This window comes from Pyrinomonadaceae bacterium, from assembly GCA_036277115.1.
Classification (GTDB): Bacteria; Acidobacteriota; Blastocatellia; order Pyrinomonadales; family Pyrinomonadaceae; genus UBA11740.
Window position 1 is genome coordinate 326,282 of sequence record DASUNM010000023.1, and the last position, 17,554, is coordinate 343,835.

Here is a 17,554-nt window from a genome sequence, read left to right on the forward strand (position 1 = left end):
CTCGCTTATTTCACAGGAAGCGCGATCTAAAAATGAAAGGCCGGCAGGTAACCTGCCGGCCTTTCGTGTCTTCCAATCCAATACCGAAATCAAACTTCAGCTGTTTCAGCGGCGAGCTTCGCTTTTCTACGGCGGCGAAGTTTGACCGCGATTCCCGTAATTCCGCTTCCCAGCAACAGCAGCGTGGCCGGCTCCGGAACTGCCGGCGCCTGTTGGCCGGTGATTCCCGCCGTCAGAAGGGCACTGCGCCCGGATTGGACAAACAGATCGGCCACCGTCAATGAAAAGCTGCCGGTGTTAACGCCGTCGTTGAACGTGAAGGTCTGCGTCGGATTCAGGAAGTCAACATGCACGCCGCCCTGATCGATATTCGGCGATATGCTGCCTACGATCGTCGCGACGTACGTCGCTCCCTGACCACCAAGAATTCCCGTTGGCGTGGTGAAGGTGATGTTCAACTGGAATAGTCCACCGGTCGCTGAAAGCTGACCAGTGTTCACAAAGAAGGACCCGAGGCTATTGACCCCGCTCAGAGACCCAAGGCCTAAGGCTGTCGTCCCCGTAAAGAACTCACTGCCGGTAAACAGCACGTTCGGCGCCGTTATCGCGCCTGTCGTAGAACCTGAAACCGTGACTTCATCCGCTCGCGCCGCTGTGTGGCTTGCTCCGACGATGACCAGCATCGCCATGCTGAAGGCAACGCCTCGAAAAATTCGATGAAAAGTGGTTGTCATGACTGCCCCTTCTAAACTTTGAACTACGTTGCAGACTGACTACAGAAGGAGAGAGCGGGGGCAATCGCTTCTCTCCGACCGCAAAAGCTGTCTGTTCGACACTTCTTTGGGTTTTCAGAGCAATGAAATGGTCAATCACCGGCTCATTCCCAAAAAAAAGCGGCGGATTGGGCTAGTTATGTGGTTTTTCTCGCAAATCGGACGCGCTCTCAGTCGCGCGGCGCGACCGGGCGCCAGCATGTCCAAGGGTGTGACTGATTGACTTGAGTCGCAGCAAGATGGCCGTTGCCGGCGACCCGGCTATAGGTTTCGACCAGGAGTGGAAGTACAACGCCAGGCGCGAATAGTTCCTGATACCGTCGTTGAGCGGCCACTCCCATTCTAGTTCGTCGATCGGCATCACCGGCGAGCTTAAGCATGGCGTCGGCCAACGCCGACGTATCACCTGGAGGCACCAGAATGCCGGCCTCGGTGCCAAGCATATCCGCGACCCCGCCGACGTCCGACGCAATGATGGGTTTCCCGCACGCCATCGCCTCGACAATGCTGTTGGGCGTGCCCTCGCTGAATGACGGCATAACGAAGATGTCGAGACTCTCCATAAACGCGCGGCACTCTTCCGGGTGGGTGTAAACGCCGTGATAGCGATATCGGCTTGCAACATTGAGGGCCTTGGCCCGCGCCGCGATTGTCTGTCGCAATGAGCCGTCGCCGGCGACGTTAAGCGCCAGAAGACTGGAAGACTTATATGCCGTTGCGAATGCTTCGATCAAGACCGCGGGACCTTTTAGATCCTCGATTCTCGCAGCGAAACCCAGCGTGATTCTATCGGCCGCCGGACTGCGGGGCTTCGCACCGTTAGTGACTTCGCTGGACATGATTGGCAGGATCGACAACCGTTTAGCGATGGGCAGGGCTTTTTGGCAATGCTCGATCAGTCTCGGCGACAAAGCTGAGACCTCGGCGCAAAGAGGCAGCACCGATGCAAACTGCTTGTAATAGGCTTCAAAGTCCGGGGGGTGGTACGGAATCCCCAACTCCTGATAAATGACCGGCACCCCAGCGTCGTGACCGGCCTCAATCATCACCATCGCACTGGGATCGGGCGTCATCACGTGAACAACGTCGGGCCGGTGGCGTTCCATAAACTCGCGACACGCCCGGTAGTTACGACGCGCCAGACCGGTGACGACGCGTAATAACCGATGACGAATGAACCGGCGCGTCGTGGGAAACGTTTCGAAAATCTTGTAGGCGACTTTTCGGCCCGCGCCGAGCGATGTATGTGCCAGATTCGACGCCAGCCAATTCACTGGAATGTCCGACTCAAGCAGGCGCTGGTAATATTGATCTTCCTCCGCGTGGAGATACATCAAGAGCACCGAAACATCGTGGCCGGCTTTGCGTAACTGCGATGCATAGGTGACCAACGTCTCGTCTGAGCCGCTGATGGGCCCAAAAATCTGTCCCTTACAAAGAAGAATACGCATCACACAACTAGTTAACCCACCACTCCGGTTCAACTTCGAGGATCATTCGTCACCTGGTCTGACACGATGGACGATCGCTCAAGCGATGTCGATTGAGTTCGCCGCAGCCTCTGACTGGCGACTCGCACAAGCGTCCATGATTCCAGGCGCGGCAGAAGGGAGAGATAAGCGGCAGGTCGGCGGATCTGCCGGTGTCCCAAAGCGCGTATTGATTCATAAATCAAATGTTCCGCCATGTTCACACAGAATTTTTCCCACACTTGCCGCCGCACCTCGCTGGACGCCGCTGCCGCCCGCGGCAAATCCATCCAACGCTGAAACTGCTGTACTGAAAGAGCGACGACGCGATCGGCGCGTGAAGTGAGTTGCGCCGATCCGGGTTGGGATCGTCGCCACACCATCACCGGCGCGTCCAGGGCTCGCACAGGATGATGTTCCGCAATGCGAACCCACAAGTCCCAGTCTTCGATTCCGGAAATCTTCTCGTTAAGCAGCCCACTGGTGTCTAGACAAGAACGCCGGAAAAGAACACTACCCGATGGAATAAAGTTTTGTGTCAGCAGTTCTAGAAAAACATCTCCCTGAGGACAAGCAGCCGGGTAGGGTTTACCGTTCTGTACGGTCCCGTCGGAATCAACTAAAGCCTGCCCGTAAACAAGAGCGACGGCCGGCTCATGGTCAAGAATCTCAATCTGTCGATCCAATGTTTGGGCAAGCCTGACGTCATCATCGTCAAGGAAGCTTAGGTAATCGCTAGTAGCCGCCCGGATACCGGCGTTACGCGCCCCGCCGGTACCGATATTCTTTTCGAGCCGCACATACTTGACGCCTCTCAGATCTCGACAGAGTCGACCCGTCTCTTCGCTGGAACCATCATCGACGACAACGATTTCCAAGTCGCTGCCTGACAGCGCTGCGCTTTGAACCGCGCGCGTAACCAAGTGGGGCCGGTTTCGCGTCGCGATGATGACGGAGGCCCTCGCCATTTCTCTCCAGTCCCGCCGCAAACAGTTTCAGCGCGTGGAGTTCCTAACTGCGGCCGAGTCCGTAGGGGGCGTCGAATCTGACTAATTCAAAGCGAATCTTATCACGAGTCTTTTCATGAAGATGGCTTGATTCAACCCGTAACTGTGGATAAGTTATTGCCACTCGGTTACGGAAGGATTTCCACTCGCGCAGATGGACTCATCTCAGAAAGATCAAAGCGCCCATCAATCTGGTGAGACGGCTGGTTTGGAGGAGAATCAGACCCGGGATGGGCATGTGCGCGAAATCGCCAAACTCCAGGCGGAACTTAAACAAGCAGAGTCAACTGTTGCCGCGCTGACGGCCGAATTGACGGCGCGTGATGTTCGGGTTAATGCGATCCTCGGTTCGCGGGCGTGGCGTTATGCCAACCGCATCAGCCGCCTTAAGTCGCTCTTATGGTCGCCGATTACCGACCGGCTGAACGCACTTCGTGGCGGACAATCAAATCATCCGAGGTCAGGCGGCGCGAAGATTAGTCTCAACGATGCAAATTCGGAGGCAATGCCGGCAGCCCCACGAGCTAGCGCGGCAGACGATGTTATTTGTCTCTCGCTCGTTGATTGGGATAGTGGCGTGCAACGGCCGCAACAGATCATGTCCCAGTTCGCCCGTAATGGTCACCGCGTTTTTTGTGTCAGACTCGATCGCGTTTTGCGCGGGGACTCAGCGCCACGATTCTTGATCAGTAAACTGCAGGAGAATGTTTACGACGTGGTGGTAGCGGCCATCCGTCCGGTTCGACTCAATCAGGAGGTTGTGAGTGGACCCAACGGCGAGGCTATCACTAAGTCGCTTGCCGATCTGCGCCGAGCTTATGAGATCGACAACGCCGTGGCTTACGTGGCGTCGCCCGCCTGGACGGATGTAGCAAAGCAGTTAAAGAAATCCGGGGTGAAAATCATCTACGACTGCGTTGACGAGTGGGATGGATTTCCCGGCTTCAGCAATGCCATCAGCGCCGCTGAACGCCGCTTGGCAGCTGAGTGCGATCTCTTGATAGTTAGCGGTGAGCGTCTTCATGACAAGTGGCGGTCCCTCAACTGCCAACCATTATTAGCGCGCAACGCCGTTGACCCCGACTTTTTTCGCGCTCTACACACGCCAAGTAACCTATTGCCTCGGCTGGCCCACCCGATCGTGGGATACCTCGGCGTCCTTGCAAGTTGGTTCGATGTCGACCTGATGATGGAGTTGGCACAGAAGCGTCCCGGTTATCAGTTTGTGCTGGTGGGTAGCGCTCTCGACATCGATCTGCGCGAATTGCGGCAACTCGAGAATGTTCATGTGCTCGGGCACCAGCCTTATGCGACGATGCCGCAGTTCCTTTATCACTTCGACGTCTGTCTGATTCCGTTCCGATTGAACAAGACCACGGCGGCCGTCGATCCGATCAAAGTTTATGAGTACTTGAGTTGTGGTAAGCCGGTTGTCTCAGTAGCGCTGCCCGAACTCCAGCCCTTGAAAGATCTCGTTTATATCGCAACCAGCGCGGAACGATTTCTCGAGCACCTCGACATCGCGATTGCCGAAAAGGACGAGAAACTGGTGGAGCGCCGGCGGGCTTTCGCACAGCAAAACACCTGGTCACACCGTTACGAAACGATCATGAACGGCTTCCGGCAGACATCACCTGCGCCGTTGGATTAGAAACGCCTCGGCGCCTGGCCTTCTTTAAGAGCATCCAATCCATGCGCCGCAACAATGGCCGAACGCTTTTTTCCCATGAGTTCTCTTCCAGAAACTGAGACAGTTGTCCGTCGTCTCCCATCTTATGTGAAACCGCCAACGCGGTATCGAGACCATTGCGGAATTCATCCCGGTTGCGGGCGGTAATGACATACGGCCACGCGGCAACGTCGGGCAAAGGTGTGGTCACTACGGGACGATGCATGGCGAGCGCTTCCAGAATTTTGTGTGGCCGAACGCCGGCGGTAAGTTGATCCACCGCGAAGGTCAGCATACTGACATCTATCGCTGCCAGGAACTGCGGGATCAGTTCAGGCGGTTGTTCGCCGAGGAAATGACAGTTCGGCAGGGCAATGATTTCGTCGAATCGGCTGTTGGTCACCGGCCCCACGAATACAAACTGGTGCCCCGGACAATCGCCAGCGACCTGTTTGACTAAATCGATGTCGAACCACGAGGCTATTGCACCATGAAATCCAATTCGCGGATGGGGGATCTGCGCCAGAGCCCGCTCCAGCTCCCGGTCGATGGCATGGCGATCATTAAAACGGCCCAGGTCGATTCCGTTTGGCACTAGTATCGCGTCGGGCCGCTTCTCGTTAACAATCTCGTACAGCCGTTGCGATGAAGTAGTGACAATATCCGCTCGCTCCAAAAGCTGTTCGTAGTAGTCGCGGGCTCGCTCGCCGGCCGGCAGATTCGCCGCCGCGTCATTCTCATCGTGAATCGAAATATCGTCGAGCAGATCATAGATTACGATCGGATCTCGATAGTTCCCGATGGTCTTGTAATCGAAGGGATAGAAGATGTAAACGAAAGGACTATCGGCGTGGATGGGTTCATTGATCTCGGTAAAATGGAGACGGGGTACAGTTGTGGTGGGACGATCACCTGGATGCCGCCAGTACACCTCCCACCCCCCGCGCGCGAATTCCTCGGCAAGATGATGGGGCCGCAACTTCATTCGCGACCATTCCAGTGAAGGATTCTCGATCAGCACTGTGCGGAGCGGACGCTCAAGCCGGCGCGCGAGTCTGCGCGGTTGGTGCGGAAGATATTCTCCCAGCACTCTTCTCCAGCCGGCTTTCCATTCCGACAGGTCAAACGCCTTCGCAGTCGTGACTGCGTTACGTGCCAGGCGCTCCCTCAGCTCTCGATCTGTTACCAGCAAATCTAAAGCGCTCGTTAACTCGTCTTCAGCCGGGCGAATCAAGAGGCCGTTGTGTCGGTTGAGGACGATGTTGGGTAAGCCGCCGACATCGGTGGCGACGACCGCATTGCCGCAGGCCATGGCTTCGAGACACGAAAGCGACGTCCCCTCTGAATGCACCGTCGGAATGATCGTGATGTCCGCGGCTTGATAAGCTTCCTGCATTCTTTCCGGCGGCAGTTCCTCGAAATGAATCCGCCCGGGATAAGTTCCTATCAAGCGTTTCAAAGCATCGCGTTCCTCTGGTTCGGCTTGACCTACGACGTGAAAAACCACATCGCGGTGGCGGCGCAAAATCGTGGGCATTGCCTTCAGCAGCAACTCTGAGCCGCGGGGTTTGTAGATTCTCCGTGGAAAAAGGATGACCGTGTGTTTGCTTTCCTTTTTTTGGGCTGGCGGCTGGAACTGCGAGGTGTCCACAAAATTCGGCAAGTAACGGAATTTTTCAGCCAAATCCGGACTAACCGTGCGCACCCAATTGATCGTGTTGGTATCTACCGATATCACGGTGTCGAGGTTCGCAAGGCTATTGATTACCTGACGAACGTTCTTTTGAATCTCAGTGTCGGTGCGAGTAACGTAAAAATTGTCCCAATAAACACCATGGCTGATTCCGATTGAAGGCCGGTAACAGCGCGGCGACGCGAGCGGGAAAAAGATATAGATCGTGAGCTGTGGCGGCGGCACCGTTCGATGAAACACTTGGTTCATCGCGTCTCCTTCTCCGCCGGTATCCAGCCCGGTTATTCGAATGTCTCGAAAGTACCTTTGCCAATTCCCTTTGGCGGGCTGGTAAATCTCAGGCTCGTACCCCATTTCCCTGAGGACGTGCGTCAATTCATAAACGTATCGCTCAGCGCCCCCCAAATACGGAACTCTTCCGAGCATGTCGAAAAAAGCGGGCGCGACTATGCAGACCCTGGGAGCACCGTGAGGAGTGAGCGCTTTCCCGCTTGATGCCGCAGCCTTGGAATCGATCACCTGATTCGGGCCGGAAGCCACTGCTGTCTTCTGCCTTTGGAGTTTAGACTTTACCCGGCTCTTTAATTCACGGAGCTCTCGCTTTGCAACACGCAACCCGGACTGGACAGGATTTCGAAGGTTTCTCTGCAGTAGAAACAACTCGCGTTCTATGTGGTCTAGTCGCGATACCTGCTGTTCAATATTTTCCAGCCGCGCACTCATGTGCTCGCGCTGCCCGGCCGCCACTTGAAGCTCCTGATTTGCGCGAACATGCGACGCGATTTCCGTTTTCAGATTCTCAACGGTCTCTGATGCGTCGCGATTCTGATTTTTCAGCCGACCGAATTCTCTAAGAACATGCCGCGCCCATCCTTGCAGCGGCGGCGGAAGCGCGACGGAAGTTGGCTCGTCGTTCTGAAGAAGTTCGATAGCGCTCAGAAAGTCGCCGCGACTACGTTGCTTGGCGCGGTCCGCATAAGCTTGAAGTTGCGCGACGAGGGACTTTTGCCCGGCGAAAGCTCTTTCGGCTACGCGAACCAGTTTTTCTGAAGTCATTTCGCTTAAGTCCAGACAAAAATCATCGACGCCGGCTTCTTCCATCGCGTGACTGACCTTGGGGTCATAAACCAGCGCGACGACAGGCTTCGCGCGTCGCAACGCCATAATGACTGAATGCAGCCGCATGCCGATGATTAGATCGCAAGATCCAATCACCGCAGCGGCGAGATCGGGCGACAGAAACTGATGGGGCAAGCTGTGGAAACGGTCGGGCATGCTTGACCGATTCCGAAGTTCCTGACAGGCGATCAGGTCGTTGCGATACGGGTATCCGGGTATGTTTTGAAACGGCACGAGGACGACGCTGCCACCGTTCCGCGTGAGCATCGTGTCCAGGGCGCGGGCCACTTCGGTAATCCAACTTTCAAATTCAACGCCAATTTCCCAGTGGCGAACGTTAACTCCAAAAATCGGCCGCTGAGGGTTGTTCCCGATCCATTCTTGCCATTGATTCAGCCCCCGATGATCGAGGCTGAGCCGGTAAACCGGATCAGCAGTCACCAGCGGTTTAGGTCCGCGGTATCCTGCTTGCTCCAACCACCGGAGCGAACCTTGATCGCGCACGCTGGTAAGATCGGCTGCGGCAAATGCGTGCCGAACATATTCCTTCCCCGTCTCGGAGCGAAGCGGCCCCACGCCAACTCCCGAGAGCTTGCACTTCGTGCCGAAGACTCTCGCAAGGTAAATGAGCGAGATGTAATACATCGGGCCCGTGGCTTTGGGAGGCATCAACAAAGTCTCCGGATCAATGTCCCAGTAATCGTGAAACAGTCCTCCCCCCGCCACTAGAAGCAAATCAGCGGATTGGACGGCGCCGATGGTGCCTTCCCAATCTTTCCAATCTATCGCTTCGACGTCATGCTGTTGGCGTACGGCTGCGGCATCGCCGCCGATAACGACTACCTCAATATCGGCATGCTCGGCACGCAACTCAGCAAGCCACGACTGTAGAATCGCTTCGTCGCCGGTATTGTAAAAACCGAACGCGCCCGCCAGCGCTAGTCTCTTTGGTCCTTGCATGGTATGTCCGCAACGGACGGAGGGTATTCGGCCAGATTAATTCACATAGTGCAAGCAGTCATTGCTGCGAGGCAGCGCGCGAGAAACACACTTATGATGCCATCCGGATCGCGCAGTGCATTCTTACTTCGTGTCGCGCGAGTCGAGCCTCCTCACACCGATTGCAGTTACGCTATGCGGTGGCCATATCTTCAGGCTATTCTTAAGCGCTTTCGGACCCGGTTCTGAACACGTTGTTCGGTCCAATTCGCAATCAAATCGAAAAAAGAGTCGGAATATAGAGCGCGCATTTTCTCAACGTCAAACGATGGCGAAATACACTCCAGACGAAGTAACTTACGAGCTGTTTGGGATCAATCCGGCGAAGTTCTACAAGACCAAGTTCGCCTGCGGGAGGGGATTGGACAATGCTCTCGCTAACCCAATTCATCGCTATGAAATTACCTACGAGAAGATTCGCCGCTTGATCGCGGATGTGAAAACGCTGGGCGCACCGGGCGCCAAAATTCTCGACATAGGCTGTGGGGCCGGACCTTACGGGCCGACAATTCTCGCCAACGCTCCCGGTGTGGTTCTCTATGGCGTCGACATGTCGCGCCGCTGTCTGTCACATGCAAAAAAGAACGGTTATACCAAATGCTGGAAGGTTGATCTGACGTCTCCTTTACCTTTCGAAGATGGTTTCTTCGACGCGGTGATTTCGATGGACACGTTTGGACACATTGAATTTCGCCACAAGGACTTTGTCATTAGCGAAATTGCCAGAATCACTCGACCGGGCGGCTGGGGACATCACGGAGTTGAAACCGGCTTCGTCGATTATTTCAATTGCGATCCGCTTAATGAAGAAGACCCGGTGCGAAAATACGTTTATGTTGACGGGCATGTTGGCGCCGAACCCGCCCGGGCTGTCTGTGACCGGTTCTCGAAGCACTTCAGTTCGGTACTTCCGCGCATTACCTATCTCTATCCATTCATGCACAAAGACGCGATCGGGACCTTGTTTGAAGCGGAGTTTGCCGCGCTTCTTGATCAGTACAAATCGCCCGAAGCCGTGACTCTGGCTAACATCATCCTGGGGCGTTTGAACCGGTATTTTCTCGACACGTTCGCCGTTCACTTTGGCACTGCGTTGAAAGCGCACGACGAACCTGACCAGATTAACGACGATCATCGAGGGGCACGAGAGAGAGTGCAGGCCATCATCGACGATCACAATCACGAAAATGGCGTTGATTTTGTTCCGGTTCCGCGCGCATTGTTTCGCGCCACCGGATTCGGATCAATCACCATGACCGGGAGAATGCCGCTCTGATCATTCGCCATGCTGAAAGTCCTTTCAGTCTTTGGTACGCGACCTGAAGCAATCAAGATGGCCCCAGTGCTTGCGGCGCTCGCCGCAATGCCTGAGACTTTTGATTCTCGAGTTTGTGTTACCGCCCAACATCGCGGCATGTTGGATCAGACTCTTCGGCTCTTTGGAGTTGTCCCCGACTATGACCTCGACGTCATGACCGCGAATCAAACGCCGAGTCAGGTCGCGGCGGCTGTCCTGCTTAAGCTCGAACCGATTCTAAAGGCAGAACATTTCGATTGGCTGCTCGTGCAGGGAGACACGACGACTACGGCCGTTGCGGCTCTCGCGGCGTTCCACGCACAGGTGAAGGTGGCACACGTGGAGGCGGGCCTTCGGACTTACGATCTCGGACAGCCATTCCCCGAAGAGCTAAACCGTCGCGTTGTCAGTCTGATCGCAGATCTGAATTTTGCCGCAACTGTCGACGCGCAAAAGAACCTGCTCCGCGAAGGAGTTGATCCCAGGCGAATAGTGATTACGGGAAATCCGGTGATCGATGCGTTGCGCCAGATGTTGCGCTTACCGATGCCGGCGGACATCAAAGCGCTGCTCGATGGCGGTTCGGGAAATGGCAGTGCTGCGAAGCCTAAGCTGGTTCTGGTCACAGCGCACCGGCGCGAAAACTTCGGGCGACCGCTCGCCAACATTTGCGCGGCGCTGAAAACGATCGCGCGTGAGAAAGAGGTCCATATTGTCTTCGCCGTCCATGAGAATCCAAACGTGCGCGGACCTGTCAGGGAAATCCTGGCGGGCGTTCGTCGACTTACACTCACCGGGCCGCTGGATTACCTGTCAGTAGTGCACTTGGCTAACGCGGCTCATATCATCGTTACCGATTCAGGCGGGTTGCAGGAGGAGGGGCCAAGCCTTGGGAAACCTGTGCTGGTCATGCGCAATGTGACGGAGCGAAGAGAGGCCATTGCCGAAGGCGTGGCCCGCATCGTGGGCACTGAAACCGAAACAATCGTGCGGCAGATATCGCGATTGCTGCTCGATGAAGAAGCTTACCTGTCGATGAGTAAACGGGTCGATCTCTACGGCGACGGAAAGGCCGGCGAGAAAATCGCGCGTTCATTGGCCTCTCACGAATTGAAAATGGTGGAGCCGAGGGGGATCGAACCCCTGACCTCATGACTGCCAGTCATGCGCTCTCCCAGCTGAGCTACGGCCCCGCATGAATCCGCCGGCAGGTCACCGGCGCTAACGTAGGTGCGTGTCATGATAGAGGAGAAGATGGTGCGTTTCAAAGCGCGTAGGGCGTTTGGCCAATCGTAAGCGAAAACTTGACGCCGAACGGCGTTGCGAATAGTCTCTGGGTCGCGACATGACTAAGTCACTCCATCGTTATCGCTATTACTACGGTCCGCTCTCTATTCGGAGGGGCGGTCGGGCGATGGGCTGTCGCGAGTTGACGACGTAACTCGAAGACAAAGTTTCCAAGCCGGCCAGCGGTCCTTCCAAGTGAAGGATCCTGGCCGGTTTTGTTTTTGGAGTACGCGTACTGTGAGCGCGGACATCTTGTCCGCATCAGCGCGAAGCGCGAACGCGCTTTAATCGAAAGGTAAAGAGAGATGCCCACAAGAAACGAATCACTGCTTTCCGACCACGTGGACGCCCGACCGGTAACGACAACTGACGAAGTTACGGCCGGCCGAAATGACATCGTGCAACTCGATCCGGACCATCCAGGCTTTCGTGATGGGCAGTATCGCGCACGCCGAAATCAGATAGCTCAACTCGCGATGAATTACCGGCCGGGTGATCCGATTCCCGATGCGCCATACACCGATGACGAGCACCGCGTTTGGCAGACGATCTGGAAAGCGCTGCGGCCGGCGCACCAGCAATACGCTTGCGCCAGGTATCTGGAAGCGTTACAGCGAATGGATTTTCTCGACGATCGCATTCCGCAGTTGCGCGAAGTCAATGAGAAGGTTTATGCGATCAGCGGATTTCGGCTTGAGCCGGTTGCCGGACTGGTGCAGCCGCGCGTGTTTCTCGAGAACCTTGCCGACGGTGTCTTTCTCTGCACGCAGTACATTCGTCATCACTCGACCCCGTTGTACACGCCGGAGCCGGACGTCGTTCACGAGATTGTCGGCCACGGCGTGACGCTCGCGTGCCCGGAACTCGCGGAACTCAATCGTCTATTCGGACAAGCGGTGAAGCGCGCATCTTCCGCGGACGCGCTCGAGACTCTATCGCGTCTGTACTGGTTCACGATCGAGTTTGGCGTGCTGCGGGAAGACGGCCAATTGAAGGCCTACGGCACCGGCCTACTCTCTTCGGCTGGTGAACTTGAAGAGATGCACAAGGCCGAGTTGCGACCACTGGATGTATCCGCGATCACGCGTCAGAATTACGATCCGACGCACTTTCAACCGGTGCTGTTTTGCGCGGAATCGTTCACCGCGATGGAGGAGCAACTGCGCGCGTATCTCACTGGTTGGTAGCTTCCCGCCCTGACGTTATAGAATCTGCGCTTCGGTCACCAACATGCCTGAAAAGAAACCCAAGACGGACATCGACACCCAGGTGGTGCACGCGGGCGAGCACAAACCGACGCCTCCGGGGCAACCGACCTCGATGCCTATTTACTCCAGCGTCACGTATACGTATGACTCAGTAGCGGAAATGGATCGCGTGTTCGCGGGGCAAGCGCCGGGCTACCTCTACACGCGTCACGGTAATCCGACGACCGATGCGTTGGGTGACGTTCTGTGTGAAATCGAAGGCGGTGCGACCGCGTGTGTTTACGCCTCCGGAATGGCCGCGCTGCATGCGGCCTTTCTAACGAGCGGGGTGTCGGCGGGAACGACTGTCCTGGCCTCGCAGGATTTGTACGGAGCGACGACGGGTCTGCTTCACGCTATCTTTGGCACTTTAGGCGTTAAGACAGTCACGGCTGACTTCGCCGATCTCGATCAGGTCCGGGCCCTCGCGAAAGAAACCAAGCCGCGCGTGCTCCTCGCCGAAACGATCTCGAATCCGCTCCTAAAAGTTTGCGACATCGACACATGTGCTGAGATTGCTCGTGAAGCCGGCGCGCGACTAATCATCGACAACACGTTTGCCTCGCCGTATCTCTGCCAGCCTTTGAAGCACGGCGCGGACATAGTCGTTCATAGCGCGACAAAATTTCTTGGCGGCCATGCTGACGCTATGGGCGGCGTCGCAATTTCACGAGACGAGGCCGACGGTGATTCACTGGTGCGCGTCATGAAATATGTGGGCGGCGTGTTGAGCCCGTGGGACGCGCACGAGATTCTCCGCGGGATCAAGACTCTGGCAGTGCGAATGGAACGGCACTGCGAGAATGCGTCGGCAGTCGCGGCGTGGCTGAACAAAGACGCTCGCGTGGCTCGTGTTCACTATCCGGGGACACAAGGTACGAACGCCTCTGGCGTGCAGGATGCCGGGGGGTCTGCGGACCGCGGGATCGCGACACGCATGCTGCGCACTCCGTATTTCGGCGCGTTGGTCTCGATTGAATTGAAGGACAACAGCCGCGAAGCAGCTTTTCGATTCATGGACGCGCTGAAGCTTTGCGTGCGCTCCACCAGCCTCGGCGACGTCTTTACCAGTGTTCTTCATCCGGCTACCGCTTCGCACCGGGACCTGGACCCTGCGCGCCGTGACGCACTCGGAATCACTGACGGGCTCATCCGCATGTCTGTGGGGATTGAGAACGCCAACGATATTATTGCTGATATCGAACAAGCTTTGAACGCCGTGTCACCCGAAGCGGCCGCCGTGTCAGTACCCGGAGCGGTAGCGACGGGGTCATAGCGCCTGTCAGTACCCGGAGCGGTAGTGACGGGATCATAGATCAAGTGTAGAAAGCAAAAGGAAACTCAATGGAAGAAATCACCGCAACTGAACTCAAACAACGCATCGATCAAGGCGACGATCTGCAAATCATCGACGTGCGCGAACAGCACGAATTCGAAATCGGACGCATCCCAAACTCCAACTTGATTCCACTCGGACAGGTAATGAGTCGAATGGATGAGATCGATCCCAATCGCGAGACTGTCGTTCACTGCAAGATGGGGGGCCGCAGCGCAAAGGCGATCGAAGCACTGCAACGTTCGGGATTCACGGGCCGGCTAATGAATTTAAAAGGCGGGATCACGGCCTGGTCGAATGAAGTCGATCCGAGCGTGCCGAAATACTGAGTTTGGTGCGCACGCCTCTGTTGCTTTCAGGTCACACGCGGCACGCCAGAGGCGTGCGTACCGGAAAAGCTACTTCCATCTCACCTTATCGGCGACGCGCTGCCGCTGTTTGTCGAAATAAGCTTTTGCCTTCGCCAGAAGTTTTTGCGCCCAGACAAACTCCGTCGCCAGGATTGCGAGGCCCAGCGGAATGATGATGAAAGCCGGCCCGGGCAGGATGATCATCGCGACTCCGAGAAGCAGCACCGTGAAGCCAACGATGGCGACCACAATCCGCTTCAGGAACTTCAGATTCGGGATCCAGCCCGAGCTCAGAATACGAAAAAGAAGCGATGAGCCCTCGGCACCTTTGTTGAATTCATTCATGATTTACGTCAATTGAAAATTTCGCACGGCGCACCGCAAAAACCAAGTTGCCCTTTGTGATACGCATCACCGGACTCGTCAGTTCGAGGCAATCCCGCGGCTGCGCCTGCCCGCATTCTCGGTGTATGATTAGGCCCGCCGACGACCCCTGTTGAGGTAACCCCAAACGTGACTGAAGCCATCCTGGAAGCACCCGAAGAAACCGACGCAACTGAATCCCAAACGCGCAAGTGGGTCTATCTGTTCGAAGAAGGCAACGGCGAAAACAAATCGCTGTTCGGCGGTAAAGGCGCCGGCCTGTGCGAGATGACGCGCGCCGGATTACCGGTGCCGCCCGGCCTGATCGTCACGACCGAAGCCTGCAACGCTTACTACGACAACAACAAGCAATTCCCTGAAGGAATGTGGGAACAGGTTGTCGAAGCCCTCCACGAAATCGAAAAGAAAGTCGGAAAGGGATTCGGTGATGCGGGCAATCCGCTGCTGGTGTCCGTTCGTTCGGGCGCAGCGTTTTCGATGCCGGGAATGATGGACACGGTTCTTAATCTCGGCTTGAACGAAGAAACAGTGCAGGGATTAGCAGAACAAACTGGAGATTTGCGTTTCGCACTCGATGCTTACCGCCGCTTCGCTTCGCTCTTCGGTGAAATCGTTCTCGATGTCGCGCACGAAAAGTTCGAGCGCGTCATGGATCGTTTCAAAGCTCAAACCAAAGGCGGCAAAGACACCGATCTGAAACCGAAAGAACTGCGTGAGATCATCGCCGCCGAAAAAAGGATCATTCTCGCCGAGCAGCACGCGATTCCCGACGATCCATACGAACAACTTCGCGTCGCGATTGCGGCCGTCTTCGATTCATGGATGGGTAAGCGGGCCGTTGACTATCGCCGCATCAATCGCATTCCGGATGACCTTGGCACTGCCGTGAACGTGCAGGCGATGGTTTTTGGAAACATGGGCAAGGACAGTGGCACCGGCGTCGCGTTTACTCGCAATCCCTCGACCGGCAAGAAAGAGCTTTACGGCGAATATCTTCTGAACGCGCAGGGCGAAGACGTCGTCGCCGGCACACGCACTCCACATCCGATTAGCCAACTGAAGAAAGAGCTTCCGAAGGTTTACCAGGAATTTGCCGAGATCACGCAGTTGCTCGAGAAGCATTATCGCGACATGCAGGACTGCGAATTCACAATCGAGCGCGGCAAGCTCTGGATGTTGCAGACGCGCACCGGCAAACGCACCGGCGCTGCTGCGGTGCGCATCGCCGTGGACATGTCGAACGAGAGATTGATCGACCGCGCCACCGCCGTTCGTCGTGTCAGTCCGGAGCAACTTGATCAGCTGCTGCATCCGACGGTCGATCCGAAGACGACCAAGCATGTACTCGCGACGGGCCTGCCGGCGAGTCCGGGTGCGGCGCAAGGCAAAGTCGTCTTCAGTCCGGACGAAGCGGAAGAAATGGCCCGCGAAGGCGAGAAGGTCGTGTTGGTTCGAATCGAAACCAGCCCCGACGATTTCCACGGCATGGTCGCGGCACAAGCGATCGTGACTGCGCGCGGAGGCATGACCAGTCACGCCGCGGTCGTGGCGCGCGGCATGGGCAAGACCTGTGTCAGTGGCGCTTCGGATTTGGACATCGACTACGGCCAGCACCAGTTCAGCGTGAACGGCGAAGTAGTCACCAAAGGCGAATGGATCACCGTTGATGGATCCGAGGGCCGCGTGTTTCTCGGCAAGGTGCCGACGATTCAGCCGACGCTTGGTTCTGACTTCCACGAGTTGATGAAGTGGGCGGACAAGTTTCGCCGGCTGATCGTGCGGGCAAATGCCGATACGCCGCTTGATGCGAAAACCGCGCGCGGGTTCGGGGCGGAAGGCATCGGGCTTTGTCGCACCGAACACATGTTCTTTGGCGATCAGCGACTGGCGGCGATGCGCCAGATGATTCTCGCTGACGGTGTCGGCGCGCGCGAAAAAGCGCTCGAACAGCTGCTGCCGCTGCAACGCGGCGATTTCGTCGGCATCTTTCGCGAGATGGCCGGCTTTCCGGTGACGATTCGTCTGCTGGATCCGCCGCTGCACGAGTTTCTGCCAAACGTCGATGAGCTGCTCGGTGAGTTATCAGAGCTGAAGATGGCTTTGCGGCAGGCGAAGACGCTCGCCGACATGGATCACCTGCTCGACGAAATTGATGAGAAGCGGCAACTGCTGCATCACGTCAACAAGATTCGCGAATCCAACCCGATGCTCGGCTTTCGCGGTTGTCGTTTAGGGCTGCTGTACCCTGAAGTCACGCGCATGCAGATTCGCGCAATTTTCGAAGCGGCGTGTCAGGTCAAAGGTGAACGCAAACAAGTCATGCTGGAGATCATGGTGCCGCTGGTCTCGATCAGCGAAGAGCTGGCGCAACAGAAGGCTCTGATTGATGAAGTCGCGCAACAGGTAACGGGCGAGCACGGCCAGAAGATCGAATACGAAGTCGGCACCATGATCGAATTGCCGCGCGCAGCGCTGACCGCAAACAAGATTGCCGAACATGCCGCCTTCTTTTCGTTCGGTACAAACGATCTGACGCAAACGACTTTCGGTTTGAGCCGCGACGATTCAGGCCGCTTCCTGCCGGCTTACGTGGATCGAAAAATTCTCACCGACGATCCGTTTCAGGTGCTGGACCGCGAAGGCGTCGGCGAACTGGTTCGCATCGGCGCCGAACGCGGCCGCAGCGTTAAGCCTGATTTGAAGGTCGGCATTTGCGGCGAACATGGCGGCGATGCGCAATCAATCGCCTTCTGCAACGAGATCGGTTTGAACTATGTGAGCTGCTCGCCCTATCGCGTGCCCGTCGCGCGGCTCGCGGCTGCGCACGCCGCCTTGGAAGCTACATCAAAAGCGACAGCAGAATTGACCGGCGGCAAAGTGCTGGAAGCGGTGGGTGCTTCACAGTTGTAGCGTCTTCGGTCAGT

The 17,554-nt window shown here is 56.5% G+C and carries 12 protein-coding genes and 1 tRNA gene; 6 read left to right on the forward strand and 7 right to left on the reverse strand.

Translation table 11 applies throughout. The annotated features are described in order from the left end of the window. Window positions 1–89: 89 nt before the first annotated feature. The 3 genes from VFX97_08365 to VFX97_08375 all read right to left on the reverse strand — a co-directional run bounded on the left by VFX97_08365 (window position 90) and on the right by VFX97_08375 (window position 3,210). The gene (locus VFX97_08365; protein HEX5703195.1) at window positions 90–734 is read right to left on the reverse strand and encodes a PEP-CTERM sorting domain-containing protein; all 645 of its coding nucleotides are present in this window, start codon (window positions 732–734) and stop codon (window positions 90–92) included. Between the two features lie 209 nt (window positions 735–943). Beyond that, complete coding sequence (locus VFX97_08370) at window positions 944–2,224, reverse strand: glycosyltransferase (protein ID HEX5703196.1); 1,281 nt, start codon at window positions 2,222–2,224, stop codon at window positions 944–946. 29 nt (window positions 2,225–2,253) lie between these two features. Continuing rightward, a complete protein-coding gene (locus VFX97_08375) occupies window positions 2,254–3,210 on the reverse strand; it encodes a glycosyltransferase family 2 protein (GenBank protein ID HEX5703197.1) in 957 nt (318 codons plus the stop codon). A gap of 193 nt (window positions 3,211–3,403) precedes the next feature. On the opposite strand from VFX97_08375, the gene VFX97_08380 reads away from it, so the two are divergent. Beyond that, a complete protein-coding gene (locus VFX97_08380; GenBank protein ID HEX5703198.1) occupies window positions 3,404–4,900 on the forward strand; it encodes a glycosyltransferase in 1,497 nt (498 codons plus the stop codon). Here VFX97_08380 and VFX97_08385 read toward each other — a convergent pair. Next, on the reverse strand, window positions 4,857–8,690 hold the full coding sequence (locus tag VFX97_08385) for a glycosyltransferase (GenBank protein HEX5703199.1): 3,834 nt from the start codon (window positions 8,688–8,690) through the stop codon (window positions 4,857–4,859). The genes VFX97_08380 and VFX97_08385 overlap by 44 nt on opposite strands. Window positions 8,691–8,997: 307 nt before the next feature. Here VFX97_08385 and VFX97_08390 point away from each other — a divergent pair, with 307 nt between their 5' ends. Further along, the gene (locus VFX97_08390) at window positions 8,998–10,005 is read left to right on the forward strand and encodes a class I SAM-dependent methyltransferase (GenBank protein HEX5703200.1); all 1,008 of its coding nucleotides are present in this window, start codon (window positions 8,998–9,000) and stop codon (window positions 10,003–10,005) included. Between the two features lie 561 nt (window positions 10,006–10,566). Here VFX97_08390 and VFX97_08395 read toward each other — a convergent pair. Both VFX97_08395 and VFX97_08400 read right to left on the reverse strand, forming a co-directional pair. After that, window positions 10,567–10,755, reverse strand: coding sequence for a hypothetical protein (locus VFX97_08395; GenBank protein ID HEX5703201.1), 189 nt, complete (start codon window positions 10,753–10,755; stop codon window positions 10,567–10,569). 388 nt (window positions 10,756–11,143) lie between these two features. Then, a tRNA-Ala gene (locus VFX97_08400) sits at window positions 11,144–11,219 on the reverse strand. A gap of 399 nt (window positions 11,220–11,618) precedes the next feature. On the opposite strand from VFX97_08400, the gene VFX97_08405 reads away from it, so the two are divergent. The 3 genes from VFX97_08405 to VFX97_08415 all read left to right on the forward strand — a co-directional run bounded on the left by VFX97_08405 (window position 11,619) and on the right by VFX97_08415 (window position 14,225). After that, window positions 11,619–12,500 (forward strand): phenylalanine 4-monooxygenase, encoded by an 882-nt coding sequence (locus VFX97_08405; protein ID HEX5703202.1) that lies wholly within the window; start codon window positions 11,619–11,621, stop codon window positions 12,498–12,500. A gap of 43 nt (window positions 12,501–12,543) precedes the next feature. Further along, a complete protein-coding gene (locus VFX97_08410) occupies window positions 12,544–13,836 on the forward strand; it encodes a PLP-dependent aspartate aminotransferase family protein (GenBank protein HEX5703203.1) in 1,293 nt (430 codons plus the stop codon). Between the two features lie 68 nt (window positions 13,837–13,904). Further along, on the forward strand, window positions 13,905–14,225 hold the full coding sequence (locus VFX97_08415) for a rhodanese-like domain-containing protein (protein ID HEX5703204.1): 321 nt from the start codon (window positions 13,905–13,907) through the stop codon (window positions 14,223–14,225). Between the two features lie 69 nt (window positions 14,226–14,294). Here VFX97_08415 and VFX97_08420 read toward each other — a convergent pair whose 3' ends face one another. Next, window positions 14,295–14,591 (reverse strand): PGPGW domain-containing protein, encoded by a 297-nt coding sequence (locus VFX97_08420; protein HEX5703205.1) that lies wholly within the window; start codon window positions 14,589–14,591, stop codon window positions 14,295–14,297. 168 nt (window positions 14,592–14,759) lie between these two features. Between VFX97_08420 and ppdK the strand changes: the two genes are divergently transcribed. Beyond that, window positions 14,760–17,540, forward strand: coding sequence for a pyruvate, phosphate dikinase (ppdK, locus tag VFX97_08425; GenBank protein HEX5703206.1), 2,781 nt, complete (start codon window positions 14,760–14,762; stop codon window positions 17,538–17,540). The last annotated feature ends 14 nt before the right edge of the window (window positions 17,541–17,554 follow it).